The 24,717-nt window shown below is 70.7% G+C and carries 28 protein-coding genes and 1 pseudogene; 8 read left to right on the top strand and 21 right to left on the bottom strand.

Annotated features, from left to right (window positions below):
• Positions 1-73 precede the first annotated feature (73 nt).
• The 5 genes from ftsH to dacB form a co-directional block, all read right to left on the bottom strand.
• Positions 74-2,116, bottom strand: coding sequence for an ATP-dependent zinc metalloprotease FtsH (gene ftsH, locus J7E93_RS09855; RefSeq protein WP_215067489.1), 2,043 nt, complete (start codon positions 2,114-2,116; stop codon positions 74-76).
• A 161-nt stretch (positions 2,117-2,277) separates the two neighbouring features.
• Complete coding sequence (gene hpt, locus J7E93_RS09850; RefSeq protein WP_132917781.1) at positions 2,278-2,817, bottom strand: hypoxanthine phosphoribosyltransferase; 540 nt, start codon at positions 2,815-2,817, stop codon at positions 2,278-2,280.
• A 50-nt stretch (positions 2,818-2,867) separates the two neighbouring features.
• On the bottom strand, positions 2,868-3,929 hold the full coding sequence (tilS, locus tag J7E93_RS09845; RefSeq protein WP_215067487.1) for a tRNA lysidine(34) synthetase TilS: 1,062 nt from the start codon (positions 3,927-3,929) through the stop codon (positions 2,868-2,870).
• 196 nt (positions 3,930-4,125) lie between these two features.
• Positions 4,126-5,271, bottom strand: a complete 1,146-nt coding sequence (locus tag J7E93_RS09840) for a zinc-dependent metalloprotease (RefSeq protein ID WP_215067485.1) — start codon at positions 5,269-5,271, stop codon at positions 4,126-4,128.
• A 71-nt stretch (positions 5,272-5,342) separates the two neighbouring features.
• Complete coding sequence (gene dacB / locus J7E93_RS09835; protein ID WP_215067483.1) at positions 5,343-6,758, bottom strand: D-alanyl-D-alanine carboxypeptidase/D-alanyl-D-alanine-endopeptidase; 1,416 nt, start codon at positions 6,756-6,758, stop codon at positions 5,343-5,345.
• Between the two features lie 102 nt (positions 6,759-6,860).
• Here dacB and J7E93_RS09830 point away from each other — a divergent pair, with 102 nt between their 5' ends.
• Entirely contained in the window at positions 6,861-7,355 is a 495-nt protein-coding gene (locus J7E93_RS09830; protein ID WP_019888410.1) for an inorganic diphosphatase, read from the top strand.
• Between the two features lie 125 nt (positions 7,356-7,480).
• A complete protein-coding gene (locus J7E93_RS09825; protein WP_215067519.1) occupies positions 7,481-9,127 on the top strand; it encodes a threonine/serine exporter ThrE family protein in 1,647 nt (548 codons plus the stop codon).
• Positions 9,128-9,217: 90 nt separating this feature from the next.
• Here J7E93_RS09825 and J7E93_RS09820 read toward each other — a convergent pair whose 3' ends face one another.
• Positions 9,218-9,907, bottom strand: coding sequence for a DedA family protein (locus J7E93_RS09820; protein WP_215067481.1), 690 nt, complete (start codon positions 9,905-9,907; stop codon positions 9,218-9,220).
• A gap of 167 nt (positions 9,908-10,074) precedes the next feature.
• Between J7E93_RS09820 and J7E93_RS09815 the strand changes: the two genes are divergently transcribed.
• Together J7E93_RS09815 and J7E93_RS09810 are read left to right on the top strand one after the other, a co-directional pair.
• Complete coding sequence (locus tag J7E93_RS09815; RefSeq protein WP_158988283.1) at positions 10,075-10,443, top strand: YbjQ family protein; 369 nt, start codon at positions 10,075-10,077, stop codon at positions 10,441-10,443.
• A gap of 97 nt (positions 10,444-10,540) precedes the next feature.
• On the top strand, positions 10,541-11,959 hold the full coding sequence (locus J7E93_RS09810; protein WP_215067479.1) for a glutamate decarboxylase: 1,419 nt from the start codon (positions 10,541-10,543) through the stop codon (positions 11,957-11,959).
• Positions 11,960-11,975: 16 nt separating this feature from the next.
• On the opposite strand, the gene J7E93_RS09805 is transcribed toward J7E93_RS09810, so the two are convergent.
• The 6 genes from J7E93_RS09805 to J7E93_RS09780 form a co-directional block, all read right to left on the bottom strand.
• Positions 11,976-13,259 (bottom strand): sialidase family protein, encoded by a 1,284-nt coding sequence (locus J7E93_RS09805; protein WP_251066312.1) that lies wholly within the window; start codon positions 13,257-13,259, stop codon positions 11,976-11,978.
• Between the two features lie 107 nt (positions 13,260-13,366).
• Positions 13,367-14,131: an ABC transporter permease gene (locus tag J7E93_RS09800; protein WP_215067477.1), complete on the bottom strand. Its 765-nt coding sequence runs from the start codon at positions 14,129-14,131 to the stop codon at positions 13,367-13,369.
• Positions 14,128-15,081: an ATP-binding cassette domain-containing protein gene (locus tag J7E93_RS09795; protein WP_215067475.1), complete on the bottom strand. Its 954-nt coding sequence runs from the start codon at positions 15,079-15,081 to the stop codon at positions 14,128-14,130. The genes J7E93_RS09800 and J7E93_RS09795 overlap by 4 nt, the downstream gene beginning before the upstream one ends.
• A gap of 85 nt (positions 15,082-15,166) precedes the next feature.
• Entirely contained in the window at positions 15,167-15,811 is a 645-nt protein-coding gene (locus tag J7E93_RS09790; protein ID WP_215067473.1) for a PadR family transcriptional regulator, read from the bottom strand.
• Positions 15,812-15,915: 104 nt separating this feature from the next.
• The gene (locus J7E93_RS36910) at positions 15,916-16,218 is read right to left on the bottom strand and encodes a hypothetical protein (protein WP_251066311.1); all 303 of its coding nucleotides are present in this window, start codon (positions 16,216-16,218) and stop codon (positions 15,916-15,918) included.
• A gap of 50 nt (positions 16,219-16,268) precedes the next feature.
• The gene (locus J7E93_RS09780; RefSeq protein ID WP_215067471.1) at positions 16,269-16,715 is read right to left on the bottom strand and encodes a DUF1772 domain-containing protein; all 447 of its coding nucleotides are present in this window, start codon (positions 16,713-16,715) and stop codon (positions 16,269-16,271) included.
• 90 nt (positions 16,716-16,805) lie between these two features.
• On the opposite strand from J7E93_RS09780, the gene J7E93_RS09775 reads away from it, so the two are divergent.
• Entirely contained in the window at positions 16,806-17,384 is a 579-nt protein-coding gene (locus tag J7E93_RS09775) for a TetR/AcrR family transcriptional regulator (protein WP_215067469.1), read from the top strand.
• Between the two features lie 181 nt (positions 17,385-17,565).
• Here J7E93_RS09775 and J7E93_RS38305 read toward each other — a convergent pair.
• The 4 genes and pseudogenes from J7E93_RS38305 to J7E93_RS09755 form a co-directional block, all read right to left on the bottom strand.
• Positions 17,566-17,686, bottom strand: a pseudogene (locus tag J7E93_RS38305) (hypothetical protein); the annotation flags it as partial.
• 113 nt (positions 17,687-17,799) lie between these two features.
• Positions 17,800-18,339: a DinB family protein gene (locus J7E93_RS09765; RefSeq protein ID WP_215067466.1), complete on the bottom strand. Its 540-nt coding sequence runs from the start codon at positions 18,337-18,339 to the stop codon at positions 17,800-17,802.
• Positions 18,340-18,503: 164 nt separating this feature from the next.
• Positions 18,504-19,961: an aldehyde dehydrogenase family protein gene (locus tag J7E93_RS09760; protein ID WP_215067515.1), complete on the bottom strand. Its 1,458-nt coding sequence runs from the start codon at positions 19,959-19,961 to the stop codon at positions 18,504-18,506.
• Between the two features lie 82 nt (positions 19,962-20,043).
• A complete protein-coding gene (locus J7E93_RS09755; RefSeq protein WP_215067513.1) occupies positions 20,044-20,877 on the bottom strand; it encodes a helix-turn-helix transcriptional regulator in 834 nt (277 codons plus the stop codon).
• Positions 20,878-21,215: 338 nt separating this feature from the next.
• On the opposite strand from J7E93_RS09755, the gene J7E93_RS09750 reads away from it, so the two are divergent.
• On the top strand, positions 21,216-21,722 hold the full coding sequence (locus J7E93_RS09750; protein WP_215067464.1) for an ATP-binding protein: 507 nt from the start codon (positions 21,216-21,218) through the stop codon (positions 21,720-21,722).
• A gap of 76 nt (positions 21,723-21,798) precedes the next feature.
• On the opposite strand, the gene J7E93_RS09745 is transcribed toward J7E93_RS09750, so the two are convergent.
• From J7E93_RS09745 to rpmG, 5 genes are all read right to left on the bottom strand, one after another.
• Positions 21,799-22,011 carry a DUF397 domain-containing protein gene (locus tag J7E93_RS09745; protein WP_173861569.1) on the bottom strand — a complete coding sequence of 71 codons (213 nt, stop codon included), beginning with the start codon at positions 22,009-22,011 and terminating at the stop codon, positions 21,799-21,801.
• Between the two features lie 155 nt (positions 22,012-22,166).
• Entirely contained in the window at positions 22,167-22,406 is a 240-nt protein-coding gene (rpsR, locus tag J7E93_RS09740) for a 30S ribosomal protein S18 (protein ID WP_215067462.1), read from the bottom strand.
• A gap of 3 nt (positions 22,407-22,409) precedes the next feature.
• Positions 22,410-23,558 carry a GTP-binding protein gene (locus J7E93_RS09735; protein ID WP_215067460.1) on the bottom strand — a complete coding sequence of 383 codons (1,149 nt, stop codon included), beginning with the start codon at positions 23,556-23,558 and terminating at the stop codon, positions 22,410-22,412.
• Positions 23,558-23,824: a type B 50S ribosomal protein L31 gene (locus J7E93_RS09730; RefSeq protein ID WP_215067458.1), complete on the bottom strand. Its 267-nt coding sequence runs from the start codon at positions 23,822-23,824 to the stop codon at positions 23,558-23,560. The genes J7E93_RS09735 and J7E93_RS09730 overlap by 1 nt, the downstream gene beginning before the upstream one ends.
• A 7-nt stretch (positions 23,825-23,831) precedes the next feature.
• On the bottom strand, positions 23,832-23,996 hold the full coding sequence (gene rpmG / locus J7E93_RS09725; RefSeq protein ID WP_215067456.1) for a 50S ribosomal protein L33: 165 nt from the start codon (positions 23,994-23,996) through the stop codon (positions 23,832-23,834).
• A 63-nt stretch (positions 23,997-24,059) separates the two neighbouring features.
• Between rpmG and rpmB the strand changes: the two genes are divergently transcribed.
• Positions 24,060-24,296 carry a 50S ribosomal protein L28 gene (rpmB, locus tag J7E93_RS09720; RefSeq protein ID WP_215067454.1) on the top strand — a complete coding sequence of 79 codons (237 nt, stop codon included), beginning with the start codon at positions 24,060-24,062 and terminating at the stop codon, positions 24,294-24,296.
• Positions 24,296-24,601, top strand: coding sequence for a 30S ribosomal protein S14 (rpsN, locus tag J7E93_RS09715; RefSeq protein ID WP_215067452.1), 306 nt, complete (start codon positions 24,296-24,298; stop codon positions 24,599-24,601). Before rpmB ends, rpsN begins: the two co-directional genes overlap by 1 nt.
• The last annotated feature ends 116 nt before the right edge of the window (positions 24,602-24,717 follow it).

Genomic DNA, 24,717 nt, shown 5'->3' with positions numbered 1-24,717 from the left:
GAATGGCGCGAATAGCCGCGCCCCCACAGGCTAAAACCTGTGGGGGCGCGGCATCCATTCCGGGTCGGGCCGGTCAGGGCTCCGGGGTCTCCTCCGGGGCCACCTCGATGCCGGTGGCCGGCGTCTTGGTGGTGTCCACCGGTGTGCCGCCGTTCGTGCCGTTCGCTCCGTTGGTCAGTGCCAGCTCCTTGGGGGAGAGCACCGGCGGCCGGGTCGAGGGCGTGCGGCGCGAGGAGCCGGTCCAGGCCGGGCGGGCCGGGCGCTTGACGATCGGGGCGAAGATCTCGGCGATCTCTTCCTTGCCCAGCGTCTCCTTCTCCAGGAGTCGCAGGACGAGGTTGTCGAGGACGTCACGGTTCTCGACGAGGATCTCCCACGCCTCGTTGTGCGCGGTCTCGATGAGCTTCTTGACCTCTTCGTCGACCAGCGCCGCGACCTCTTCCGAGTAGTCGCGCTGGTGCGCCATCTCGCGGCCGAGGAACGGCTCGGTGTTGTCGCCACCGAACTTGATCGCGCCGAGCCGCTCGGTCATGCCGTACTGGGTGACCATCGCGCGGGCGGTGGCCGTGGCCTTCTCGATGTCGTTCGCCGCGCCCGTGGTCGGGTCGTGGAAGACGAGTTCTTCGGCCGCGCGCCCGCCCAGCATGTACGCCAGCTGGTCGAGCATCTCGTTGCGGGTGGTCGAGTACTTGTCCTCGTCCGGGAGCACCATGGTGTAGCCCAGGGCCCGGCCGCGGGACAGGATGGTGATCTTGTGGACCGGGTCGGAGTTCGGCGAGGCCGCCGCGACCAGGGCGTGTCCGCCCTCGTGGTACGCGGTGATCTTCTTCTCCTTGTCCGACATGATCCGGGTCCGCTTCTGCGGGCCCGCGACCACGCGGTCGATCGCCTCGTCCAGCGAGTGGTTGTCGATCAGCTTCTTGTCGCCACGGGCGGTGAGGAGCGCCGCTTCGTTGAGGACGTTGGAGAGATCGGCACCGGTGAAGCCGGGCGTACGACGGGCGACCGCGCCCAGGTCGACGTCCGGGGCGACCGGCTTGCCCTTCTGGTGGACCTTGAGGATCTCCAGGCGGCCCTGCATGTCCGGGCGGTCGACGGCGATCTGCCGGTCGAAGCGGCCGGGGCGCAGGAGTGCCGGGTCGAGGATGTCGGGCCGGTTGGTGGCGGCGATCAGGATGACGCCGCCCTTCACGTCGAAGCCGTCCATCTCGACGAGGAGCTGGTTGAGGGTCTGCTCGCGCTCGTCGTGGCCGCCGCCGAGTCCGGCACCGCGGTGCCGTCCGACGGCGTCGATCTCGTCGACGAAGACGATCGCCGGGGCGTTCGCCTTGGCCTGTTCGAAGAGGTCGCGGACCCGGGAGGCGCCGACGCCGACGAACATCTCGACGAAGTCGGAGCCGGAGATCGAGTAGAACGGCACGCCGGCCTCGCCCGCGACGGCGCGTGCGAGGAGGGTCTTGCCGGTTCCGGGCGGGCCGTAGAGCAGCACGCCCTTGGGGATCTTGGCGCCGACGGCCTGGAACTTCGCCGGCTCCTGGAGGAACTCCTTGATCTCGTGGAGCTCTTCGACCGCCTCGTCGGCCCCCGCCACGTCGGCGAAGGTCGTCTTCGGGGTGTCCTTGGTGATCAGCTTGGCCTTGGACTTCCCGAAGTTCATGACTCGGGAGCCGCCGCCCTGCATCTGGTTCATCAGGAACAGGAAGACGACGACGATGAGGACGAAGGGGAGCAGCGAGAGCAGCACCGAGAGGAACGGGCTCTGCCGCTCCGGGGAGACGGTGTAGCCCTTGTCCAGGGCGCCGGAGGCGGCCTGTTCCTGGAGCGTGGTGGTCAGGTTGGCGCCCTGGTCACCGATGTAGCTGGCCTGGATCTTGGTGCTGCCGCCGTACTTGTCCTTGTCGGCGCTCTTCTTGAGCTCGACCTTGATGACCTGCTCGTCGCCGGTCGTCAGCTTGACCTGGTCGGCCTGCTTGTCGTTGATGGCCTGGACGACCCTGCTGGTGTCGACCGTCTTGTAGCCCTCGGACGAGCCGACGACCTGCATCAGCACGACCACGGCGAGGACGGCCAGCACGATCCACATGACCGGCCCACGGAAGTATCGCTTCACGTCCATCCATACGGAGCGAGAACGCTCCGTCCCTCCTGCCCGTAGGTAAATGCTGCTGTGAGAGCTGCTATGAGAAAAAGCTGTTCTTCGGACGGTACCCCAGCATTGTCACCCGCGGCCGCCTTCCCTTGCTTCAACGGTGGGAGGGCGGCGCGGGTTCCCCTGTCTCAGCCTCCGTACACGTGCGGCGCGAGTGTGCCGACGAAGGGGAGGTTGCGGTACTTCTCGGCATAGTCCAGGCCGTATCCGACGACGAACTCGTTCGGGATGTCGAAGCCGATCCACTTCACGTCGATCGCGACCTTGGCGGCGTCGGGCTTGCGCAGCAGGGTGCAGACCTCGAGGGAGGCCGGTTCGCGCGAGCCGAGGTTGGAGAGCAGCCAGGACAGCGTCAGGCCGGAGTCGATGATGTCCTCGACGATCAGGACGTGCTTGCCCTTGATGTCGGTGTCGAGGTCCTTGAGGATCCGGACGACGCCGGAGGACTGGGTGCCGGCGCCGTAGGAGGAGACGGCCATCCAGTCCATGGTGACGGGGGTGGACAGCGCGCGCGCCAGGTCCGCCATCACCATCACGGCGCCCTTGAGGACGCCGACGATGAGCAGGTCCTTGCCCGCGTACTCCGCGTCGATCTTCGCGGCCAGTTCGGCCAGTTTCGCGTCGATCTCTTCCTTGGTGATGAGCACCGACTTGAGGTCGGTGCCCATGTCCTTCTCGTTCACCCGGGTCACTTTCGTTGCAGCTTGCGACTGTGGAGTCAGCCTTGCCGAATGACCAGTCTGCCACCCTGTCGTCGTGCCTCGACGCGACCGGGCAGATTGATGGCTCCTTGGCCGCGCCAGCCCGTGATGAGTCGGTCGACCTCCTCGATGTGGCGGGCGAAGAGGGAGCCGGCGGGTGCGCCCTCGGCGATGACGGCGCGGCGCAGGATGCGGCGGCGGACGGCGGGTGGGAGGCCGAAGAGTTTGGCGCATTCGAGCCGGCCGGCTTCGTCGCGTACGGAGGCTTCCGCGTCGGCGGCCCAGGAGTCGAGGGCGTCGGCGTCGTCGCGGGAGAGTTGGGCCGTGCGGGCGAGGGCTTCGACGACGCCTTTGCCGAGGGCCTTCTCGAGGGCGGGGAGGCCTTCGTGGCGGAGGCGGGAGCGGGTGTAGGCGGGGTCGGCGTTGTGGGGGTCGTCCCAGACGGCCAGTTCTTGGGCGACGCAGGCCTTGCGGACGGTCTGCCGGTCGAGTTCGAGGAAGGGGCGGCGGTAGCGTCCGGCGGCGCCGGAGACGGCGGCCATGCCGGAGAGGGAGCGGATGCCGGAGCCGCGGGCGAGGCCGAGGAGGACGGTTTCGGCCTGGTCGTCGCGGGTGTGGCCGAGTAGGACGGCGGCGGCGCCGTGGCGTTCGGCGGCGGCGTCGAGGGCGGCGTAGCGGGCGTCGCGGGCGGCGGCCTCGGGGCCTCCCTCGCGGCCGACGGTGACGGTGACGGCTTCGACGGGGTCGAGGCCGAGTGCGGCCATGCGGCCGGCGACCTCGGTGGCGCGGGTGTCGGAGCCGTCCTGGAGGCCGTGGTCGACGGTGATGCCGCCGGCGCGGACGGCGAGTTTGCGGGATTCGAAGGCGAGTGCGGAGGCGAGCGCCATGGAGTCGGCGCCGCCGGAGCAGGCGACGAGCACCAGTGGCTGGGTGCCGGGCGTCATGCCCGGCGTCGCGCTGGGCGTGCTGCCGGGCGTGCTGCCGGGTGTGGTGGTGCGGGTGTGGTGTTCGGTGAGGACGTCGTGGAGTACGCGGCGGACCGCCAGGCGTATCGCCGCGACCGCAGGATGGGGACCCATGTCCGGTGCCCTTCGTGAAGGAGTGGGGTGCCTCGGTCGGAGTCTTAACGGTCGGAAGAGGGGGTTCGGTCACTCAGAGTGCGTCGATGGTGACAGAACCTGGCCGTTACCCGAGCATTGCACGCCCCACCCCTTGCCTACGGTCCCTCGGATGGGTGATTGGAGGCGTGGTCTTCCGTCGTCCGTCGCACCTGTCTCACGAGTCTGCCTTACGGTGCACCCTCGCCACCCATTCCGCGGGTTTGGCGATCTCTGTCTTGGTGGGGAGCGTGTTGGGGGAGGTCCACACGCGGTTGAAGCCGTCCATGCCGACCTGGTCGACGACGGACCGTACGAATCGCTCTCCGTCGCGGTACTGGCGGAGTTTGGCGTCGAGGCCGAGGAGCTTGCGCAGGGCGAGGTCGAGGCGGGAGGCGCCGCGGGCGCGGCGTTGCTGGAACTTCTCGCGGATCTCGGCGACGGAGGGCACGACCTGGGGTCCTACGCCGTCCATGACGTAGTCGGCGTGGCCTTCGAGGAGGGACATGACGGCGGTGAGGCGGCCGAGGATCTCTCGCTGTTCGGGTGTCTGTACGAGTTCGACGAGGGAGGGTGCGGGTTCGCCCTCTTCTCCTTCGGGGCGGCCGCCGGCGAGGGCTTGGGCGGCTTCGCGCAGCCGCTCGACGACGGTGGAGGGGTCGACCTCGGTGGCGCCGAGAAATGACTGGATTTCGCCCTGCAGGTGGTCGCGGAGCCAGGGCACGGCGGTGAACTGGGTGCGGTGGGTCTCCTCGTGGAGGCAGACCCAGAGCCTGAAGTCGTGGGGGTCGACGGCGAGTTCGCGTTCGACGTGGACGATGTTGGGGGCGACGAGCAGGAGGCGTCCGCCGCCGGAGCCGGGGTCGTTGGGGTCGCCGGCGGGGAATTCGCGGGTGGCGGGGGCGAAGGTCTCGTACTGGCCGAGGATGCGGGAGGCGAGGAAGGACAGCAGCATGCCGAGTTCGACGCCGGTGACCTTGCCGCCGACCGCGCCGAGCACGGCGCCGCCGGGGGTGTTGGAGCGCCGTTCCTGCATTTTTTCGAGGAGCGGTGAGAGCAGTTCGCGGAAGCCGGCGACGTTGGCCTTGATCCAGCCGGCCCGGTCGACGACGAGGACGGGGGTGTCCCGTGGTTCGTGGCCCTCGGGGATCATCCGGGTGAAGCCTCTGACGTGCTCCTCGGACGCCTTGGCGTGCCGGCGCAGCTCCGCGACGACGTCGCGGGCCTCCTCACGGCTCACCTCGGGGCCCGGCTTCACCAGTCGGGTTGCGGTCGCGACCGCGAGATTCCAGTCGACCATCTCGGCACCACCGATGCTCGTCATGCGTCAACCGTACGTTCTCGGCGCCGGATCAGGGTGGGTGCGGTGCGGGTTGGGGGTGGGTCGGAGCGGGCTCAGCCTTGCGGTGCGAGGGCTGCGGAGAGCCGGTCGAGGGCGGGCTGCGCGGTGTAGGAGGAGGGGGTCCGGCCGGCCAGGAAGGCGAAGGCGAGGAGTCGGCCGTCGGCGGTGACGACGGTTCCGGCGAGGGTGTTGACGCCTGTCAGGGTGCCGGTCTTGGCGCGGATCAGGCCTGCTCCCGTGGCGGTGGGTCCGGTGTCGAAGCGGCTCTTGAGGGTGCCGCTGAAGCCGCCGATGGGCAGGCCGGTGAGGACGGGGCGCAGGGCGGGGCGGGCGGGGTCGGCCGCTCGGGTGAGGAGGCCGGTGAGCAGGGCGGCGGACATCCGGTCGGCGCGGGAGAGGCCGCTGCCGTCGGCGAAGCGTGCTCCGGCGGTCGGCAGTCCGAGGGCGTCGAGCTGGGCCCGGACGGCTCTGCCCGCGCCGTCGAAGCTGGCGGGCTGCTTGCGGGCGAGGGCGGTCTGCCGGGCGAGGGCCTCGGCGAGGTCGTTGTCGCTGTGCGTGAGGGTGCGTTCGACGAGGGTGGAGAGCGGCGCGGAGTACGTGCGGGCCAGGGGGGCGGCCTTGGGGGGCGCTGTGGAGGGGCGGGCGGGGGCGGGGGCGTTCTGGACGGTGACGCCGGCTTTGGCGAGGAGCTCGGCGAAGGCGGTGGCGGTGTCGTGGGCGGGGTCGGCGGCGCGGGGGGCGGGTCCGCTGTCGCTGTCGTCGAGGCGCCCTTCCTGGGTCATGAGGGCGACGACGGGGGCGATGTTCTCGTTGGGGCCGATGGGGTGCCGGGAGGGGCCGGTGTAGAGGCTGGTGTCGTAGGCCAGGCGTACGGCTGTGACGCGTCGGCCCTTCAGGGCGCGGGCGGTGTCGGTGGCCAGGGTCTTGAGGCGGGCGGGGTCGAGGGTGGGGTCGCCGCCGCCGACGAGGGTGAGGGTGCGGCCGTCCGGGGAGGCCGTGACGGTGGTGGGGATGCGGTGGTCGGGGCCGAGTGCGGAGAGCGCGGCGACCGTGGTGGCGATCTTGATGGTGGAGGCGGGGGTCATGGGGGTGGTGGCGCCCTCCCCGTACAGCTGCTTCCCGGTGGTCGCGTCGACGACGGACGCGGTGCGCAGCGGGCCGAGGCCGGGGTCGGCGAGGAGCGGTACGAGGAGGGCGGCGAGGTCCCCCGGGTGGGTGGTGTGCGGGGCGGCGAGCGCGCGGAGCACTCCGGCGGCGCTGGGGGCCGGGACGGGGCGGGGCGGGCCGGCGGCGGGCCTCGGTGCCGCGTGATGTGCGCCACCTGTGGGGGCCGTGGTGACGGCGCGGGCCCGCTCGGCCTTACGCTGACCGTTGTCCCACGGGCCGGCGGCGGTCACCGCTCCGGCGGCCAGAGCCAGACCGAGTACGGCAGCGCACGCCGTGAGCTGCCAGGTCCTCGGCTCCCGCATTGCTGACCAGCCCCTTTCGCGATCACACACAGGCGTGAGGGACACTTAATCACTGCGCGTTGCCGCAGGCATTCACATGTGTTGATTCAGGAGGAGCCACCCGTGGAGTTCGACGTCACCATCGAGATCCCGAAGGGGTCGCGGAACAAGTACGAGGTCGACCACGAGACCGGTCGCATCCGCCTGGACCGCCGCCTCTTCACCTCGACCAGCTACCCGGCCGACTACGGCTTCGTCGAGAACACCCTCGGCGAGGACGGCGACCCGCTGGACGCGCTGGTCATCCTGGACGAGCCGACGTTCCCCGGCTGCCTGATCAAGTGCCGCGCCATCGGCATGTTCCGTATGACGGACGAGGCAGGCGGCGACGACAAGCTGCTGTGCGTCCCCGCCTCGGACCCGCGCGTCGAGCACCTGCGCGACATCCACCACGTGTCGGAGTTCGACCGTCTGGAGATCCAGCACTTCTTCGAGGTCTACAAGGACCTGGAGCCGGGCAAGTCGGTCGAGGGCGCCAACTGGGTCGGCCGCGCCGAGGCCGAGGCCGAGATCGAGGCTTCCTACAAGCGTCTCGAGGCGCAGGGCGGCGCCCACTGAGTGGGGCTGTTCTGACGTCGTGACGGGCGGTGCACCTCTTGTGGGTGCGCCGCCCGTCTCGCGTGGTGCCGTATGCCCATGTCCATACTGGGCAGACGGGGCGAATGGGAGTGAGGACGAACATAGTGGTCGCGGAGCCGGACGGCCCGGAGGACCGGAAACCGCAGTCGGACGAGGCGCGCAGCGCGTTCACTCCGCCGGCTGGGGTCGAGCAGCCGGTGGTGCCGGAGGAGGAGCATCCGACCTCGGAGTTCGCTGTTCCCGAGGGGCTTGCCACGGAGCCTGTGAACGACCAGGAGGGCTCGGCTTTCGCGCCGCCTTCGACGTACTCCGCCCGGCACGCCCCTGCGGCTTTCACTCCTGCCCATGGCATTCCGCTGGTGAAGCTGTCGAAGGACGCTCCGTGGCAGGACCGGATGCGGACCATGTTGCGGCTGCCGGTCGGGGACCGGCCGGTGCCGGAGGCGCCGCGCAAGGAGGACGAGACGGGCCCCGCCGTGGGGCGTGTGCTCGACCTGACGCTGCGTATCGGCGAGCTGCTGCTGGCGGGTGGGGAGGGCGCGGAGGACGTCGAGGCGGCGATGTTCGCGATCTGCCGTTCGTACGGTCTGGACCGGTGCGAGCCGACGGTCACCTTCACGCTGCTGTCGATCACGTACCAGCCGTCGCTGGTGGACGATCCGGTCACGGCGAACCGGACGGTACGGCGGCGGGGGACGGACTACACCCGGTTGGCGGCGGTCTACCAGCTGCTCGCGGACATCAACGCGGAGGAGCATGACGTCACGCCGGAGGAGGCGTACCGGCGGCTCGCGGAGATCCGGCGCAACCGGCACCCGTATCCGGGCTGGGTGCTGACGTCGGCGGCGGGGGTGCTGGCGGGCGCGGCCTCGGTGCTGCTGGGCGGCGGGGCGACGGTCTTCTTCGTGGCGGCGCTCGGCGCGGTGCTGGGGGACCGGCTGGCGTGGCTGTGCGCGGGGCGTGGGCTGCCGGAGTTCTACCAGTTCCTGGTGGCGGCGATGCCGCCGGCCGCGATGGGCGTGCTGCTGACGGTGCTGCACGCGGATCTGCGGCCGTCGGCGGTGATCACGGGTGGTCTGTTCGCGCTGATCCCGGGGCGGGCGCTGGTCGCGGCCGTTCAGGACGGTCTGACCGGTTTCTACATCACGGCCTCGGCCCGGCTCCTGGAGGTCGGGTACTTCTTCGTGGCGATCGTGGTGGGCGTGCTGTCGGTGCTGTACGTGGCGGTGCAGTTCGACGCGGAGCTCAATCCGGAGGGTGTGCTCAATCCGGTCGAGCGGCCGGTGGTGCAGATCCTGGCGTCGATGGTGCTGTGCGCGACCTTCGCGATCCTGTTGCAGCAGTCGCGGGACACGGTGCTGTTCGCGACGCTGAACGGCGGGGTGGCGTGGGTGATCTACGCGTCGATCGCGGTGACGGCGGGTGCGTCGGCGGTCATGGCGACGGCGGTGGCGGCGGGCCTGGTGGGTCTGTTCGGGCAGTTGATCGCCCGCTACCACCACACGTCGTCGCTGCCGTACGTGACGGCGGCGATCGGGCCGCTGCTGCCGGGTTCGGCGACCTACTTCGGGGTGCTCGCGATCGCCCAGAACAACCTGGACGAGGGCTTCGCCTCCTTGGCGAAGGCGGCGGCCCTGGCCCTGGCGATCGCGATCGGTGTGAACCTCGGTGGCGAGCTGGCCCGCCTCTTCATGCAGGCCCCGGGCGCGGCGGCGGCGCGGCGCGCGGCGAAGCGGACCAGGGGCTTCTGAGGCCTCGGAAGAACGACCGCCGGGCGGGGGCTACCGCGGGGTGAGAACTGCCGCGGGGCGAGAACGGCCGCGGGGGGCGCGGACCGCGGGCTACCGCTTGGCGTGGCGGCCGCGCTCCGCGGAGGTGTCCTGGGGGGCGCCCTCGGTGCGGGCGGCCTTCTTGGACTGGGAGCGGGCGCGGAGGTACTCGATCACGATCGGGACCACCGAGATCAGCACGATGAGGATGAGGATCGCCTCGATGTGCTGGTGCACGAATTCGATCTTGCCGAGAGAGGCGCCGAGCAGGGTCACGCCCGCGCCCCACAGGAGGCCGCCGATGATGTTGAAGGTGATGAACGAGCGGTAGTTCATCCGGCTGACACCGGCGATGATCGGCGTGAACGTCCGCACGATCGGCACGAAACGGGCCAGGATCAGGGACTTCGGTCCGTGCTTCTCGAAGAACTCGTGCGCCTTCTCCACGTTCTCCTGCTTGAAGAGCTTGGAGTCGGGGCGCTTGAAGAGGGCCGGGCCGACCTTGCGGCCGAAGAGGTAGCCGACCTGGTCGCCGATGATCGCGGCGAGCACCACCAGGGTGCAGACGAGCCAGAGCGGGGTGTCCAGCTTGCCGGTGGTGACCAGCAGGCCGGTGGTGAAGAGCAGCGAGTCACCGGGCAGGAAGAACCCGATGAGCAGGCCGGACTCGGCGAAGACGATGACGAGGACACCGATCAGGCCGAAGGTCTGAATCAGATAGTCCGGGTCCAGCCAGCTCGGTCCGAGGGCAAGCGTATTCACGGGTTCCGGGCTCCTGCGGTCGGTGGGGGCGGGGGACGGCTGCCCCAAAGTATCAACGCATTCTTACGGCTCCGGGTTCCACGGGGTCCCCCGGCCTCCCGCCGGCCCCTTCCGGGATGCGGCGGCGGGCCGGCGGTCCGAGGCTGGGGGCCAGGAGGTGGATGCGGATGGGCATCGAGGAGTACGGAGGCGGTCAGGGGCCGCAGTCCGATGTGCTGGTCGTCACGACGAACGACATCCCCGGGTACGAGGTCCGGCAGGTGATCGGCGAGGTCTTCGGGCTGACCGTGCGCTCCCGGCATCTGGGCAGCCAGATCGGTGCCGGTCTGAAGTCGATGATCGGCGGGGAGCTGAAGGGTCTGACGAAGACCCTGGTGGAGACCCGCAACCAGGCGATGGAGCGGCTGGTGGAGCAGGCGCGGGCGCGGGGCGCGAACGCGGTGCTGATGTTCCGCTTCGACGTGACGGAGGCGGCGGACGTGGGGACGGAGGTCTGCGCCTACGGCACGGCGGCGGTGATCGCTCCACGGACCTGAGGGCGTCGCATGGGGGTGTCCTGCTCCCCGCCGCCCGTCCTCGACGCCCCCCGGCCGTGCGAACACGCCGTGCCCCCCTCCCCTCAAGGAGCTCCCCGTGCCGCTGCACAAGGGTCCCGACGAGCCCGAGTCCGAGCCCGACCGCCGTCTGGCCCTCAATCCTTTCTACGGCGAGGCCAACCCGGTCGGCGGCATGACCGACGCGCCCCCGCGCCACCGCCTCCCCGACGGCCCGCTGCCGCCCATGAGCGCCTATCAAGTGGTCCATGACGAGCTGATGCTCGACGGCAACTCCCGGCTCAACCTCGCCACCTTCGTCACCACCTGGATGGAGCCCCAGGCCGGTGTCCTCATGGCGGAGTGCCGCGACAAGAACATGATCGACAAGGATGAGTACCCCCGCACCGCCGAACTGGAGCGGCGCTGCGTGGCCATGCTCGCCCACCTCTGGAACGCCCCGGACGCCTCGGCCGCCGTCGGCTGCTCCACCACCGGTTCCAGCGAGGCGTGCATGCTCGCCGGCATGGCCCTCAAGCGCCGCTGGGCCAGGAGGAACGCCGACCGCTATCCGGGAAGCGCCCGGCCCAATCTGGTGATGGGCATCAACGTCCAGGTCTGCTGGGAGAAGTTCTGCACCTTCTGGGAGGTGGAACCGCGGCTCGTCCCCATGGAGGGCGACCGCTTCCATCTGGACCCGCAGGCCGCCGCGGAACTCTGCGACGAGAACACCATCGGCGTCGTCGCCGTGCTCGGCTCGACCTTCGACGGCTCCTACGAACCCGTCGCCGAGATCTGCGCCGCCCTCGACGCCCTCCAGGAACGGACCGGCCTCGACGTCCCCGTCCACGTGGACGGCGCCTCCGGCGCGATGGTCGCCCCCTTCCTGGACGAGCACCTGGTCTGGGACTTCCGGCTCCCCCGGGTCTCCTCGATCAACACCTCCGGTCACAAGTACGGCCTGGTCTACCCGGGCGTCGGCTGGGCGCTGTGGCGCTCGCCCGCCGAACTGCCCGAGGAACTCGTCTTCCGGGTGAACTACCTGGGCGGCGACATGCCCACCTTCGCGCTCAACTTCTCCCGGCCCGGCGCACAGGTCGTCGCGCAGTACTACACGTTCCTGCGGCTCGGCAGGGAGGGCTACCGGGCGGTCCAGCAGACCACCCGGGACATCGCCCGGGGACTCGCCGAACGGATCGAGGCCATGGGCGACTTCCGCCTTCTCACCCGCGGCGACCAACTGCCCGTCTTCGCCTTCACCACCGCCCCCGAGGTCACCGCCTTCGACGTCTTCGACGTCTCCCGGCGCCTGCGAGAACACGGCTGGCTCGTCCCGGCCTACACCTTCCCGGCCAACCGGCAGGATCTCTCCGTGCTGCGGGTGGTCTGCCGCAACGGCTTGTCGGCCGACCTCGCCGAGCTGTTCGTGGAGGATCTGAACCGGCTCCTTCCCGAACTTCGCAGCCAGCCCCGCCCCTTCAGCCGCGACAAGCAGGCCGCCACCTCCTTCCACCACTGAGCGCGGCCGTCGACGGTCAGGAGTTCTCGTCCTCGCAGGCCAGACGGAACTCCGCCCAGCGCACCCCGTCGGCCGATATGCCGTACGAGCAGCCGTCGCCCTGCCGGAGCAGCCCGAGCGGGGTGCGCCGGGTATGGCCGGCAGCCCTGCCCGAGGGGCGGAAGCCGCGCCCGCCGTCGACGCTGACGTACTCCCGGTCCTCGGCTCCGATCAGCACCCGCCCGCCGGGGCCCGGCGCGGGCATCCCCAGGAGCGTGCGGGGCTCCACCATCGGCCCCGTCGTCCACACCCGCTCCCAGGTGCGGCCCCCGTCCACCGAGCGGTGCAGGGCCCGCATCGGGTTCTTCACGGGCTCGCCCTCCTTCAACTCCCCCATCTCCGCGGCGTAGACGGCGTCGGGGCCGACCGCGACCGAGGTGTGCCAGTTGGGTGCGGTGGACGGGCTCGGCAGGCGGCTCACCGACCAGCTGCGGCCGGCGTCCCGCGAGACCGCGACCGCCGCCCGCCCCGAGGCCGGGTCGGTGCCGGAGACCCACCAGGAACCGTCCGGCTCGGCCACGGCGGCCGGCCGCGGATGCGCCCCGAGCAGCGGCTGCCGGGCCAGTGCCCGGCGCTGCCCGTCCTGCGGGGAGACCACGACCAGCCGCTCCAGGCGGCACTCCTCCCCCAGCGCCCCGGACGGCCGCGCGCAGTCGGTGGTGAGCACGGCCCCGGCCGGTATCGCCGGGGCCGTACCGACCGTGCGCGGTCCGCCCTCCTTCCAGCTCCGCCCGCCGTCGCGGGTGAACCAGGTCCTGGACGTCTCCGGCGCGGTGCCGCCCTCCTCGATCAGGGCCCGCCCCGGCCCCAGCACCCACAGGGCCGAGGAAATGCCGTCCGTCCCCCGCGCCTCCGGCAGCGGCGACCTGCGCAGCGCCCACTCCTTCGCGCCCCGGTCGAGGACCGCCACATGCTGCCGGCAGAAGCCGTTGACGGGGACCTTCTCGTCCTCCACGCAGGAGGCCAGCAGGGCGAACCCGCTGCCGTCGGAGGCGAATCCCGGGCTGTGCGACCAGCCGGGGAGCTCCGCCCCGGACGGTATCCGCGGCGGCGCGGCGGCCGGCGCCCCGGTCCGCCCGGAAGCCGTAGCCCCCGGGACCGCCGGCCCCGTCGAACCCCGCTCGGAATCCTGGCCCCCGCCCCGCCCGGGGGCCCGGCCCGCCCCCGCGCCCGCGCCCGCCCCCGTATCCGTACAAGCCGTCAACACCAGCACCAGCACCAGCGCCACGACGGCGCCGACCGCTCCCATGAGCCTGCGCATCGCCCGTCCCCCTGTCCCCTCCGGCCGGTCCGCGGTGAACCGTCTGCCTCTGTTACACCGCTCGCGGCCGATGGGTTCCCACACGCGTGTCCCAGGGGGTGTCTCCGCTAGACGCTCAGCCGCCTGAACTTCCGCACCGCGAGTGGGAAGAAGACCGCGAGCAGCATCAGCGGCCAGATCACCGCCGCCATCACATGCCCCGGTTCCCCGCCCGGGTTGCCGAAGAGGTCACGGACCGCCGTTGCGGTGGCGGACATCGGGTTCCACTCCACGACCGTGCCGAGCCAGCCGGGCATGGATCCGGGCGAGGCGAAGGCGTTGGAGAGGAATCCGATCGGCCACACCAGGATCTGCACGGCCTGGACCAGCTCCGCGCGGCCCGCGACCAGCGCCAGGAAGATCCCGATCCACAGCATCGCGAAGCGCAGCAGGAGCAGCAGTCCCACCGCCCCGAGGAAGGCCGCGAAGCCGCCGTCGGTCCGCCAGCCGATCGCGTACCCCACCCCGATCATGAGCATCAGTCCGGCCGCGGACTGGAGCATGTCGGCGGCCGAACGGCCCACGAGGACCGCCCCGTCGACCATCGGCATCGAGCGGAAGCGGTCGATGACCCCCTTGTTGAGGTCCTGGGTGACGGCCGTCATCGTCCCTTCGAGGCCGAAGACCATCGTGAGGGTGAGCATGCCGGGCACGAGGAAGTCGACGTACTCGCCCTCGATCCCCCGCCCGCCGCCGACGAGGTAGCCGAACATCAGCAGCATCATGATCGGGAAGACCAGGCCGACCACCACCTGGACCGGTTGCCGGGCCCAGTGCGCCAGTTCCCGCCGGGTCATCGTCCAGCAGTCGCTCATCACGTACGCCGTGCTCATGCTGCCGCCTCCGTCGCGTGGTCGCGTGCCTCGGTGAGGTGGAGGAAGACCTCGTCCAGGGTCGGCCGCCGCAGCGCGAGGTCCTCCGCCTCGATCCCGGCCGTTTCCAGGGCCCGTACGGTCTCCGCGAGGGCGGCCATCCGGTCCGTCACGGGCGCGCTGATCCGCCGCCGGTCGCGGTCGACGCTCACGTCGCCCCCGGGCAGCAGCTTCGCCGCCTCGTCCAGTCGGCCCGCGTCGCGCAGCACGATGTCGATGCGGTCGCCGCCGACCCTCGCCTTCAGCTCGTCGGCGGTGCCGTCGGCGACGACCCGGCCGCGGTCGACGACCGAGATCCGGTCGGCGAGCTGGTCGGCCTCTTCCAGATACTGCGTGGTCAGCAGGACGGTCGTGCCCCCGCCGACCAGGGAGCGGACCGACTCCCACACCTCGCCCCGGCCGCGCGGGTCGAGCCCGGTCGTCGGCTCGTCGAGGAAGAGCACGGCGGGCTCGGTGATCAGCGAGGCCGCGAGGTCGAGGCGGCGGCGCATGCCGCCGCTGTACTGCTTGACGGGTTTGCGTCCGGTGTCGGCGAGGCCGAACCGTTCCAGGAGCTCGTCCGCCCGCGCGCCGGCCCGCCGGGCGCCGAGGTGGTGGAGCCGCCCGAACATCTCCAGGTTCTGCCGGCCGCCGAGCTCCTCGTCGACGGCGGCGTGCTGCCCGAGGAGCCCGATCCGCCGCCGTACCCGGTCCGCCTGGGTGCGCACGTCGAAGCCGGCCACCCGCACCCGCCCCTCGTCGTGCCGCAGCAGGGTGGCCAGGATCCGTACGGTCGTCGTCTTGCCGGCTCCGTTGGGCCCGAGCACGCCGTGCACCGTGCCGGCGCCGACGACCAGGTCGAGGCCGTCGAGCGCCTTCTTGTCCCCGTACCGTTTGTGCGCGCCTTCCACGACGATCGCTTCAGAAGTCATCCGTCTCCTCCAGCCGAACCGCTCAGTAGTCAAATTTGACCACCGGAGCGAAGGTACGCCCGGCGCGCTCATTGGTCAAACTTGATTAGTTGTCTTCTCCGTCGCGACCGTCACCCGTCGCGAACGGGTTCTCCTGCCCCTCGGCGAGGACCCCCACGAACGGCTCCCCGCCCTCGCCCGCGAAGGAGTACGCCCCCGCCTCGATCCGCTCGATCAGGCCGAGCGTCCACTCCTTGCCGGCGTCGGCCGAGTGCACCCAGAGGTGCATGATCTCGCCGATGTGCCCGAGCTGCTGCGGGCCGCCCTCGGGGGTGTAGTACTCGGTGACGGCCGCGCGCCACTCGTCGAGCGCCCGCACCCGCCTGCGCAGCAGCTCCACGACCTCCGCCCGGGGCAGGTCGACGATGAAGCCGATACCCGCCGAGAGGACGTCCATCTTCTGGTCGTAGGTGGTCAGCGCCTCGCGCAGCAGCGCGAAGTACTCCTCGGTGCCCTTGTCCGTGACCTCGTACTCGGTCCGGGGCGGCCCGCCGGCCGTGCTCGGCGCGATCTCGTACGCGTGCAGCAGGCCCTGCTTGGCCATCTGCTTGAGCGCGTGGTAGATCGAACCCGGCTTGGCGTTGGACCATTCGTGCGCGCCCCAGTACTCCAGGTCGTTGCGCACCTGGTAGCCGTGGGCGCGCCCGTGCTGACGTACCGCGCCGAGAACGAGCAGCCGGATCGCCGACATCCCGAACACCTCCTACCCTAGTCAATTTTGACTAGGGTACGGGTGGGGTGCAGCCCCGGGGAACAATGGAACAGCGGTTGGCGCTAAGGGATTGATCTTGCCGGCTACTCGGTCTCCGTGGGGTGGAGGACCTGGTCCTGGAGACGCTGCAGGACCCAGCCCAGCGCCCGGCGGCGGCCCGTCACCAGCAGGATGCCCACGACCAGGGCCAAGACGGCGGGCGTAGCGAGGGCGGCCGACGACCTGCCAGATGTCGCCACCGGCACGGGGCGGGCGGACAGGGGCGTGGCGCGCTCGGCCGGGTTCGCGCTGGCGCCCGCGTCCTGCGGGTACCAGCGGAGTTCGAGGGTGTTGGTGTCCGGGTCCTGGATGTGGAGGGCGGTGGCGGTGCCGCACTTCGGGGGCACCGCACGGCCGAGCGGTTGCGGCTGACGACCGGGCGGGTGAGCCCGTGGGCTCAGGTGAGGGCGGTGACCAGCAGGGCGAAGGCGGCGATGATGACGGCGACGCGGACGTAGTGGAGGCGCTCCCAGCGGCTCAGCTGCTGCTTCCAGTCCTCGGGCCGGTTCTCCGGGGTCCACGTCTTGTTCCGGTTGTTGATCGGGACGAGCAGCAGGACCGACATGACGACGCTGAGGATCAGAAGCGCGCCGGCGATGACGACGAGGCCGGCGCCGTCGTGGTGCCGTCCGGCGATGGCCCAGATGCCGACGAGGACGAGCGAGCCGATGTACCAGACCGGCATCACGGCGCCGAGCATCCGGCCCCCGTGGGCGTGGCCGAGTTGGCCGCTGTCCTCCGGGAGGGCGTTGAGGATCGGGTTGATGACGAAGGCGACGGAGAACTCCACCCCCACCATCACGCCGACGATCACGGTGGTGACGACCTCGAGTGCGTTGAGCATGATGACCCTCTCCGAATCTAGCGCTGCTAGCTGACGAGGCAACGCTAGTATTGCTGCCGCTCGCTTGTCTAGCGGTGCTAGGATCGAATCATGTCGGTACAGGAACGCAAGGAACGCGAACGGGCGGAGCGCGAGCGCCTCATCGTGGCGACGGCCCGTGAACTCGCCGAGCAGCAGGGCTGGGACGCGGTCACCACCCGCCGGCTCGCCGAGCGCATCGAGTACAGCCAGCCCGTCCTCTACAGCCATTTCCGCGGCAAGCGCGAGATCATCGGCGCCGTCGCCCTCCAGGGCGCCACAGAGATGGCCGCGGCGGTGCGGGCGGCGACCGCTGCCGCGGACGGCCCGCGCGAGCGGGTCGCCGCCCTCGCGCGCGCCTACCTCGACTTCGCGGCACGCAACCCGGCGGTCTACGACGCCATCTTCCAGCTCGACGGCGGTCTGGCGTACGCACAGGAGGAAACCCCGGAACCTCTCAAGGACGCTTTCGCCGCGCTGCTGGAGAGCCTCGGAGAGGTCGCCGGCGACGGCGTCGACCCGGGGCTGTTCACCGAGGTGTTCTGGGCGTCCCTGCACGGGGTGGCGACCCTGACCCGGTCGGGACGGCTGCCGCCGGAGGACACCGGGCCGAGGGTGGAGCTGCTGGTGGACCGGCTCGCCATGGTCTGACACACCGTCCCGGCAGTTTCACGCCGCCGGGGCCCTCGGGCCCCGCCGCTGCCTGCCTGCGGCCCACACGGCGCAGCGGGGAGACCCGGGCCACGTCCTCGTCCAGGACGTCATGCTCCCGCTCCTCGGGCGGCAGGGCCCGCAAGGTGGTCGACGGCGGCGTCGAGGTAGCGGGTTGTCCGGAGCGCGGCGGCATTCAGGACCAGGCCGAGCGCGCCGGGCTGGTCTTCTTGTCCTGTCCGGTATGCCTGCATGATCTGGCCGCGCTTGCCGTGGCAGATGTCGCGGGCGGGCTTGTGCCGCGACTGCTGGACGGTGAGCCGCCGGTTCATCTGCCGCCGCTGACGACAAGATCGCCAGCGGCGCCAACGGCTGTTCCACTGTTCCCCGGGGCCGGAGTGCGAGCGTACGAGGGTCAGTCCCCCTGCTCCATCGCGATCAGCTCGAACGAGGTCTTGCCGTCCAGGGATTCCCGGACGATGTCCGCGTGTCCGGCGTGCCGCCCCATCTCCTGGACGAGGTGGAGCAGCATCCAGCGCATCGACACCCGCCCGTCCTTCGGGAACCAGGGGGCCTCGGGCAGCGGGAAGGTGTCGTCCAGGCTGGGCACGGACCGCACCAGCTCCTCGGTCTCCTTCGCCACGCCGTCCCAGAAGTCGAGCATCTGCGTAATGGTCTCGCCGTCCATGAGCCGGAAGGCGTCGCCCCAGGTCTCCCGGGTCCGCCGCTTCTCGTTCGGGCGCTGCTGGGCCAGCCGGAGCCAGTTCAGCTCCATCTCGGCGACGTGCTTGATCAGGCCGGACAGGCTGAGCTCGCTCGCGCTGGGACGGCTCGCCGCCTGCTCCTCGGACAGCCCGAGGGCGGCGCGACGGATCGCGGCGCGCTGGGCCTCGACGAAGTTGAGGAACGCTCCGCGCTCGTCACCCTGGGCCTCCGCGGGAACAAGAGCAACCATGGTTGTCCGCCTTTCGTGCCTTCGTTCGTGAACGACGTGAGGGGTGCCGGGGAGGTCTCCTTCCCGACACCCCTCACGCTACGGACCCTTCAGGACAGCTACTGTCCTGAAGGGACAGGACCTGAAGGAAGAGCCAAGGGCCGGGGCCGGGCCTTGGGGCCAGGCTAGAACGGGAAACGGCTCCGGCCGTGCTGGACCGAGATCCACTTCTGGGTGGTGAAGGCGTCGATCATCGAGTCGCCGTTCAGCCGTCCGATGCCCGAGTTCTTCTCGCCACCGAACGGCACGATCGGCTCGTCGTGCACCGTGCCGTCGTTGATGTGGATCATGCCGGTGTGGATCCGCTTCGCGACCCGTACACCCCGCTCGATGTCGCCGGTGTGCACGGCGCCGCTCAGCCCGTAGGGCGTGTCGTTGGCGATCCGCACCGCCTCCTCCTCGCCGTCGAAGGGGACGATCAGGGCCACCGGGCCGAAGATCTCCTGCGAGAGCACGGGGGCGTCGGCCGGGAGGCCGCCGAGGACCGACGGGGAGACGACGTTGCCGTCCGCCGAACCGTGCAGCAGCGCCGTCGCACCGCTCGCGACCGTCTGCTCGACGAGCGCCGAGACGGCCTCCGCCTGCTGGGAGTTGATCAGCGGGCCGATGTGGGTGGCGGGGTCGGCCGGGTCGCCGACGCGCAGGGTCTTCACCTTCGCGACGAACTTCTCGGTGAACTCCGCCTCCAGCGTCCGGTCCACCAGGATGCGGTTGGCGGCCATACAGACCTGCCCCTGGTGCACGAAGCGGCTGAAGACGGCCGCGTCCACCGCGTAGTCGACATCGGCGTCGTCGAGGACGATCAGCGCGCTGTTGCCGCCGAGTTCGAGGACGGCGTGCTTGAAGTTCTGCGCGCAGACGGTGGCGACATGGCGGCCGACCTTGTCGGAGCCGGTGAAGGAGATGACCTTCGGGATCGGGTGGGTCAGCAGAGCGTCGCCGATCTCGGCGATGTCGGTGACGACGACGTTCAGCAGACCGGCCGGCAGACCGGCCTCCTCCAGAACCTTCGCGACGAGCGTGCCACCGCAGATCGGGGTGTTCTGGTGCGGCTTGAGGACGACCGCGTTGCCCAGCGCGAGCGCGGGCGCGACCGACTTGATCGACAGCAGGAAGGGGAAGTTGAAGGGGGAGATGACACCGACGACGCCGACCGGGAGGCGGTAGACGCGGTTCTCCTTGCCGTCGACCGGGGAGGGCAGGATCCGGCCCTCGGGGCGCAGCGCCAGCTGGACCGCCTCGCGCAGGAACTCCTTGGCGAGGTGGAGCTCGAAGGCCGCCTTCAGGCGCGTACCGCCGAGCTCGGCGACGATCGTGTCGGCGATCTCCCTCTCGCGCTCCTCGACGATCCTCAGGGCGCGCTCGAAGACCAGCCGGCGGGTGTACGGGTTGGTCTCGGCCCATGCGGCCTGGGCGCGCTCGGCGGCACGGTAGGCGCGATCGACCTCTTCGGCGGTGGCGACGGTGATCGAGGCGAGCTTCTCCCCGGTGTACGGGTTGAAGTCGACGATGTCCCACGAGCCACTGCCGGGCTTCCACTCGCCGTCTATGTACTGGTGGGCCAGGTCGGTGAAGTAGGCCATGGACATGGAACGAGACCCCTTAACCCGCGGTGGCGGACGTCGGTACAGGCGCGAACTGATGTCACGTCATCGTACTGATGAGTCAGGTGAGTTGAATGAGTCCCCGGAGGAGATCGCGACTTTCGGCCGGATCGGGACTGTCCTCGCGCAGCCGCTCCATGACGCGCGCGTACTGGCCGACCTCCTCGCGCTTGTCGAGGTAGAGGGCGCTGGTGAGCTGCTCCAGGTAGACGACGTCGGAGAGGTCCGACTCCGGGAAGCTCAGCATGGTGAACGCGCCGCTCTCGCCGGCGTGCCCGCCGAAGCTGAAGGGCATGACCTGGAGCGTGACGTTCGCGTGCTCGGAGATCTCGATGAGATGCCTCAACTGGCCGCGCATCACCGAGCGGTCGCCGTAGGGGCGGCGCAGCGCGGCCTCGTCGAGCACCGCGTGGAACTGCGGCGCGCTCTCGGAGACGAGGACCTTCTGGCGCTCCAGGCGCAGCGCGACCCGGCGGTCGATCTCGGCGTGCGAGGCGTCGGGCATGCCGCGGCTGACGACGGCGTGTGCGTACGCCTCGGTCTGCAACAGGCCGTGGACGAACTGGACTTCGTAGACACGGATGAGGGAGGCGGCGCCCTCCAGGCCGATGTACGTCTGGAACCAGCCGGGCAGCACGTCGCCGAAGCTGTGCCACCACCCGGCCACGTTGGCCTCGCGGGCGAGCCCGAGGAGCGAGCCGCGCTCCATCTCGTCGCTGACGCCGTAGAGCGTGAGCAGGTCCTCGACGTCCCTGGCCTTGAAGCTCACCCTTCCCAACTCCATACGGCTGATCTTGGATTCGGACGCGCGGATCGAGTAGCCGGCCGCCTCGCGGGTGATGCCGCGCGATTCGCGCAACCGCCTCAGCTGCGAACCCAGCAGGATGCGCCGCACCACGCTCCCGCTCGCTCCGCTCGATTCGACTGCGGTCACGGCTTCAGCCTCTCCTTCACGCTTCCGGGGCCCCCGTGGCCCCCGGATTCTGCCACCAAACGCTTCAGCGCGTACACATTCGATTACGGAAAGAGGGCAAGTTCGGGGCGAGTTCACGATCACGACGAAAGTGGTCCGTAGAAGATATGCACAGAATCGGCGCGGCGATGGACAGGTCCGGCGCGTGCACGTGCATCTGCCCTTGCATCCAGTGGTCGCATTCGGAACCATGGACCCCGCGCAGCTGCGTACTCGTTCGTGTTGTCGCACCACAGTCGCGATTCCCGGGAGTGCCTCGCATGGGGACGAATGGATCGACCATGCTCGAGCCGTTACGGCAGGGGCTTCCACCGATCGATCCCGCGGCCGTCTCCACCTCCGCCTCCTGCGCCCTGCCACCCCGTTACGAAGCGGTGCGCGGCGCGCGGAAGTTCACGCAGTCGACGCTCACGCGGTGGGATCTCACGGAACGCTTCGACGACGTCGCCCTGGTCGTCTCCGAGCTCGTCACCAACGCCCTGCGGCACGCTCTGCCGCCGGACGCGCCGCAGACGTCCCGCGAGGAGGGCCAGAACCCTCCGGTCCGCCTGCACCTGATGCGCTGGACCGGCCGTCTGGTGTGCGCGGTGCGCGACCCGAGCCACAAGAGCCCGGAGACGCGGAAGGGCGAGGAGGACGGCGCGGCCGAATCGGGCCGCGGACTGTTCCTGGTCGACTCCTTCAGCGACGGCTGGGGCTGGCATCCGCTGGCCGGGACGCTCCAGGGCAAGGTGGTGTGGGCGCTGTTCCGGCTGGGCGTGGAGTAGCACCCCCACCCCCATGGACACGCGAAGGGCCCCGGCGGATGTGGACGCCGGGGCCCTTCGCTCGCGTGTGTCCGTTTCAGACGAGGTGGTCGAACTCCCCGTCCTTCACGCCGAGAAGCAGCGCCTCTATCTCGGCGGGCGTGTAGACCAGCGCGGGCCCTTCCGGGTGGCGCGAGTTGCGTACGGCGACGTTCCCCCCGGGCAGCTTCGCGAACTCGACGCAAGAGCCCTGGGAGTTGCTGTGCCTGCTCTTCTGCCAGACGACACCGCGAAGTTCGGTGGCCGCCATGCCGTTGTACGCGTGATGCGCATGATGCACTGGTAGCTCCCCGAGACGCTTGGTGCAGGTGTCAACTTCCTCGGATCATAGCTGTGTTCATATGCCACTGCATGAGCAGATGCACGTGCACGCGGGGTGGCGTAGCGACTACACGACTCAGCGTGCTAGCGGGCTACCGACGAGTAGGGCAAGAGCGCCATCTCCCGTGCGTTCTTCACCGCCAGGGCGATCTGCCGCTGCTGCTGCGCGCTCACCCGCGTCACCCTACGGCTGCGGATCTTCCCCCGGTCGGAGATGAACTTCCGCAGCAGATCGGTGTCCTTGTAGTCGATGTACGTGATGCCGTCCCGGTCCAGCGGGTTCGGGCGCGGCTTGGCGGGCTTGCGAGGGGGCTTGGGGGGCACGGGTCAGACCTCCAGGAGGGAGTCGAAGGCGGGCGGGAGCAGCTTCCAGGCGTCACGTCCGGCCGCGTACTCGGCATCGGTGAGCAGACAGGAGTCGAGGACCTCGGCCAGACCCTCGCGGTCCAGGCCGGGTGAGGTGAAGACGAGGTGCTGACAGCGGTCGCCGTGCTCGGGATGCCAGTCGAGGGCGGCGGCCGCCCGCCGTACCGGCGGGACCATCTCCCAGGCGGCGTCGGGCAGCGAGGCCAGCCAGGGCCCGGCGCTCTCGACACAGAGGGCGCCGCCCGCCGCGTCCCAGGCGAGCAGGGTGTCGGGCTTGTCGGCGAGCCAGAACCGCCCCCGACTGCGGGCCGCGGCGCAGGTCAGGTCCTCCAGAGCAGCGTACAGGCGCTCGGGATGGAAGGGGCGGTGGTGGTGCCAGACGAAGGTGGCGACGCCGCTCGCGTCCGCATCCTGCGGCAGCAGCGCGCACGCGGGGTGCTGGGCGGCCGCGGCGGCCTCGACGTCGAATCCGGCGAGCGCGGCGGCGGCCAGTTCCGTACCGCCGTCCCGGTCCCCGAAGGGAATCCGCCGCGCAGTGGGGTGGAGCTGGGCGAGGAGGGCCCGGTCCTCGTCGTCGGCGTCGGGGTTGACGAGGACGGCCAGGACGGGGGCGTACTCCAGCTGGCGCGCCCAGGTGTCGGCGACGGTCCGCTGGTCGGTGGCGGCCGCCGCGAGCCCGGCGTCGGCGAGGTCGTCGCCGTTGCCGAGGTACGGCAGGACGAGGGCCGGGTCGACGACGGTGATCACGGCGGTGAGCCGCAGTCCGGCCGCGGCGACGACCTCGGCCATCGCCTTGGGCTCCACCGAGTCCCACAGTTCGACCACCGCGAGACGGGTGAGTCCGGCGTCGGCGAGCCGCTCCAGCTCCGGGACCAGGTCCTCGCGCAGGGCGCAGCAGGCGCAGTCGTTGACGAGGGGGGTCTCGTCGGTGGCGAGGAGACCGGTGGCGTCGCGCACGGTCCGGGCGACCGTCCCGGTCGCCGGGGCCGTCGCGAGGTCGTGGTGGAGCGCGACGCTGCCCGGGACGGTGGCGAGGAGCCGGTCCACGGCGGCGCGGCGGGCGTCGGAGTGGAGTCCTGCGACGACGGCGACGGAGAGGCCGGGAGACATCAGCGCGCCTCGCGCCGATCGTCCCTGCGGCCGTAACGCCGCTCGAAGCGCTCCACCCGGCCGGCGGTGTCGAGCACGCGCGCGGTGCCGGTGTAGAAGGGGTGGCTCGCCGAGGAGATCTCGACGTCGACGACGGGGTAGGTGTTGCCGTCCTCCCACTCCACGGTCCTGTCGCTGGTGAGCGTGGAGCGGGTCAGGAAGGCGAAGTCGGCCGCCTTGTCGCGGAAGACGACGGGGGCGTAGGGCGGGTGGATGCCGTGCTGCATGGGGTGTTCAGCGCTCCTCTCGGAAGTCGACGTGGCGGCCGGCGACCGGGTCGAACTTGCGCAGGGTGAGGCGGTCGGGGTCGTTCCGGCGGTTCTTGCGGGTGACGTAGGTGTAGCCGGTGCCGGCGGTGGACCGGAGCTTGATGATCGGGCGGAGTTCGTTGCGGGCCATGGTGTGTAGAGTAAATGAACATGGTTCCCATTACCAATAATCGCTCGGAGAGGTAGGTCACCCTTGTCCGCCCACTGCCAGCTGACCGGCGCCCAGCCCGGATTCGGCAACCGCATCTCGCACTCCCACCGCCGTACGTCACGGCGCTTCGACCCGAACATCCAGAAGAAGCGCTACTGGCTGCCCAGCGAGGGGCGGCACGTCCGGCTGACGCTGAGCGCCCGCGCGATCAAGACCGTCGACACGATCGGGATCGAGGCCGCTGTGGCACGGATCCGCGCGCGGGGGGTGAAGGTCTGATGGCGAAGAAGAGCAAGATCGCGCGCAACGAGCGCCGGAAGACCGTGGTGGAGCGGTACGCCCGCCGGCGGGCGGAGCTGAAGGAGATCATCCGCCGGCCGTCCACGCCGGAGGCCGAACGGGAGGCGGCGGTACGGGAGCTGCGGCGCCAGCCCCGGGACGCGAGCGCGACGCGGGTACGCAACCGGGACGCGGTGGACGGCAGGCCGCGCGGCCACCTGCGCAAGTTCGGCATCTCACGGGTCCGGCTGCGGGAACAGGCACACGCGGGGTTCCTACCGGGGGTACGTAAAGCTTCCTGGTGACGGGGGCGGTGCCCCCGTCGGCCCCCGTGGCCCCCGGGGCGGGGCAGCCCTCGCCCCGGGTCGGCGGCGGGTCGGCCCCCGTCGGTCCCGGCGGGCTGCGACCCCCGGGGCGAGGC

Origin of the sequence: Streptomyces sp. ISL-36, assembly GCF_018614205.1 — a bacterium.
Classification (GTDB): Bacteria; Actinomycetota; Actinomycetes; order Streptomycetales; family Streptomycetaceae; genus Streptomyces.
The sequence above is the reverse complement of the archived record's forward strand: the minus strand, read 5'-3'. Positions and strand labels throughout refer to the sequence as shown.

Coding starts and splice junctions, on each gene's coding strand:
- J7E93_RS09745 (WP_173861569.1), bottom strand. CDS start 22,011: ATGGCGGCCACCGAACTTCGCGGTGTCGTCTGGCAGAAGAGCAGGCAC.
- dacB (WP_215067483.1), bottom strand. CDS start 6,758: ATGCGGGAGCCGAGGACCTGGCAGCTCACGGCGTGCGCTGCCGTACTC.
- J7E93_RS09735 (WP_215067460.1), bottom strand. CDS start 23,558: ATGTCTCCCGGCCTCTCCGTCGCCGTCGTCGCAGGACTCCACTCCGAC.
- J7E93_RS09795 (WP_215067475.1), bottom strand. CDS start 15,081: ATGACTTCTGAAGCGATCGTCGTGGAAGGCGCGCACAAACGGTACGGG.
- J7E93_RS09730 (WP_215067458.1), bottom strand. CDS start 23,824: ATGCAGCACGGCATCCACCCGCCCTACGCCCCCGTCGTCTTCCGCGAC.
- J7E93_RS09800 (WP_215067477.1), bottom strand. CDS start 14,131: ATGAGCACGGCGTACGTGATGAGCGACTGCTGGACGATGACCCGGCGG.
- J7E93_RS09815 (WP_158988283.1), top strand. CDS start 10,075: ATGGGCATCGAGGAGTACGGAGGCGGTCAGGGGCCGCAGTCCGATGTG.
- J7E93_RS09750 (WP_215067464.1), top strand. CDS start 21,216: ATGGGGACGAATGGATCGACCATGCTCGAGCCGTTACGGCAGGGGCTT.
- J7E93_RS09775 (WP_215067469.1), top strand. CDS start 16,806: ATGTCGGTACAGGAACGCAAGGAACGCGAACGGGCGGAGCGCGAGCGC.
- J7E93_RS09780 (WP_215067471.1), bottom strand. CDS start 16,715: ATGCTCAACGCACTCGAGGTCGTCACCACCGTGATCGTCGGCGTGATG.
- ftsH (WP_215067489.1), bottom strand. CDS start 2,116: ATGGACGTGAAGCGATACTTCCGTGGGCCGGTCATGTGGATCGTGCTG.
- J7E93_RS09760 (WP_215067515.1), bottom strand. CDS start 19,961: ATGGCCTACTTCACCGACCTGGCCCACCAGTACATAGACGGCGAGTGG.
- J7E93_RS09840 (WP_215067485.1), bottom strand. CDS start 5,271: ATGACGAGCATCGGTGGTGCCGAGATGGTCGACTGGAATCTCGCGGTC.
- J7E93_RS09805 (WP_251066312.1), bottom strand. CDS start 13,259: ATGCGCAGGCTCATGGGAGCGGTCGGCGCCGTCGTGGCGCTGGTGCTG.
- J7E93_RS09765 (WP_215067466.1), bottom strand. CDS start 18,339: ATGGTTGCTCTTGTTCCCGCGGAGGCCCAGGGTGACGAGCGCGGAGCG.
- rpsN (WP_215067452.1), top strand. CDS start 24,296: ATGGCGAAGAAGAGCAAGATCGCGCGCAACGAGCGCCGGAAGACCGTG.
- J7E93_RS09790 (WP_215067473.1), bottom strand. CDS start 15,811: ATGTCGGCGATCCGGCTGCTCGTTCTCGGCGCGGTACGTCAGCACGGG.
- hpt (WP_132917781.1), bottom strand. CDS start 2,817: ATGGGCACCGACCTCAAGTCGGTGCTCATCACCAAGGAAGAGATCGAC.
- rpmG (WP_215067456.1), bottom strand. CDS start 23,996: ATGGCCCGCAACGAACTCCGCCCGATCATCAAGCTCCGGTCCACCGCC.
- tilS (WP_215067487.1), bottom strand. CDS start 3,929: ATGGGTCCCCATCCTGCGGTCGCGGCGATACGCCTGGCGGTCCGCCGC.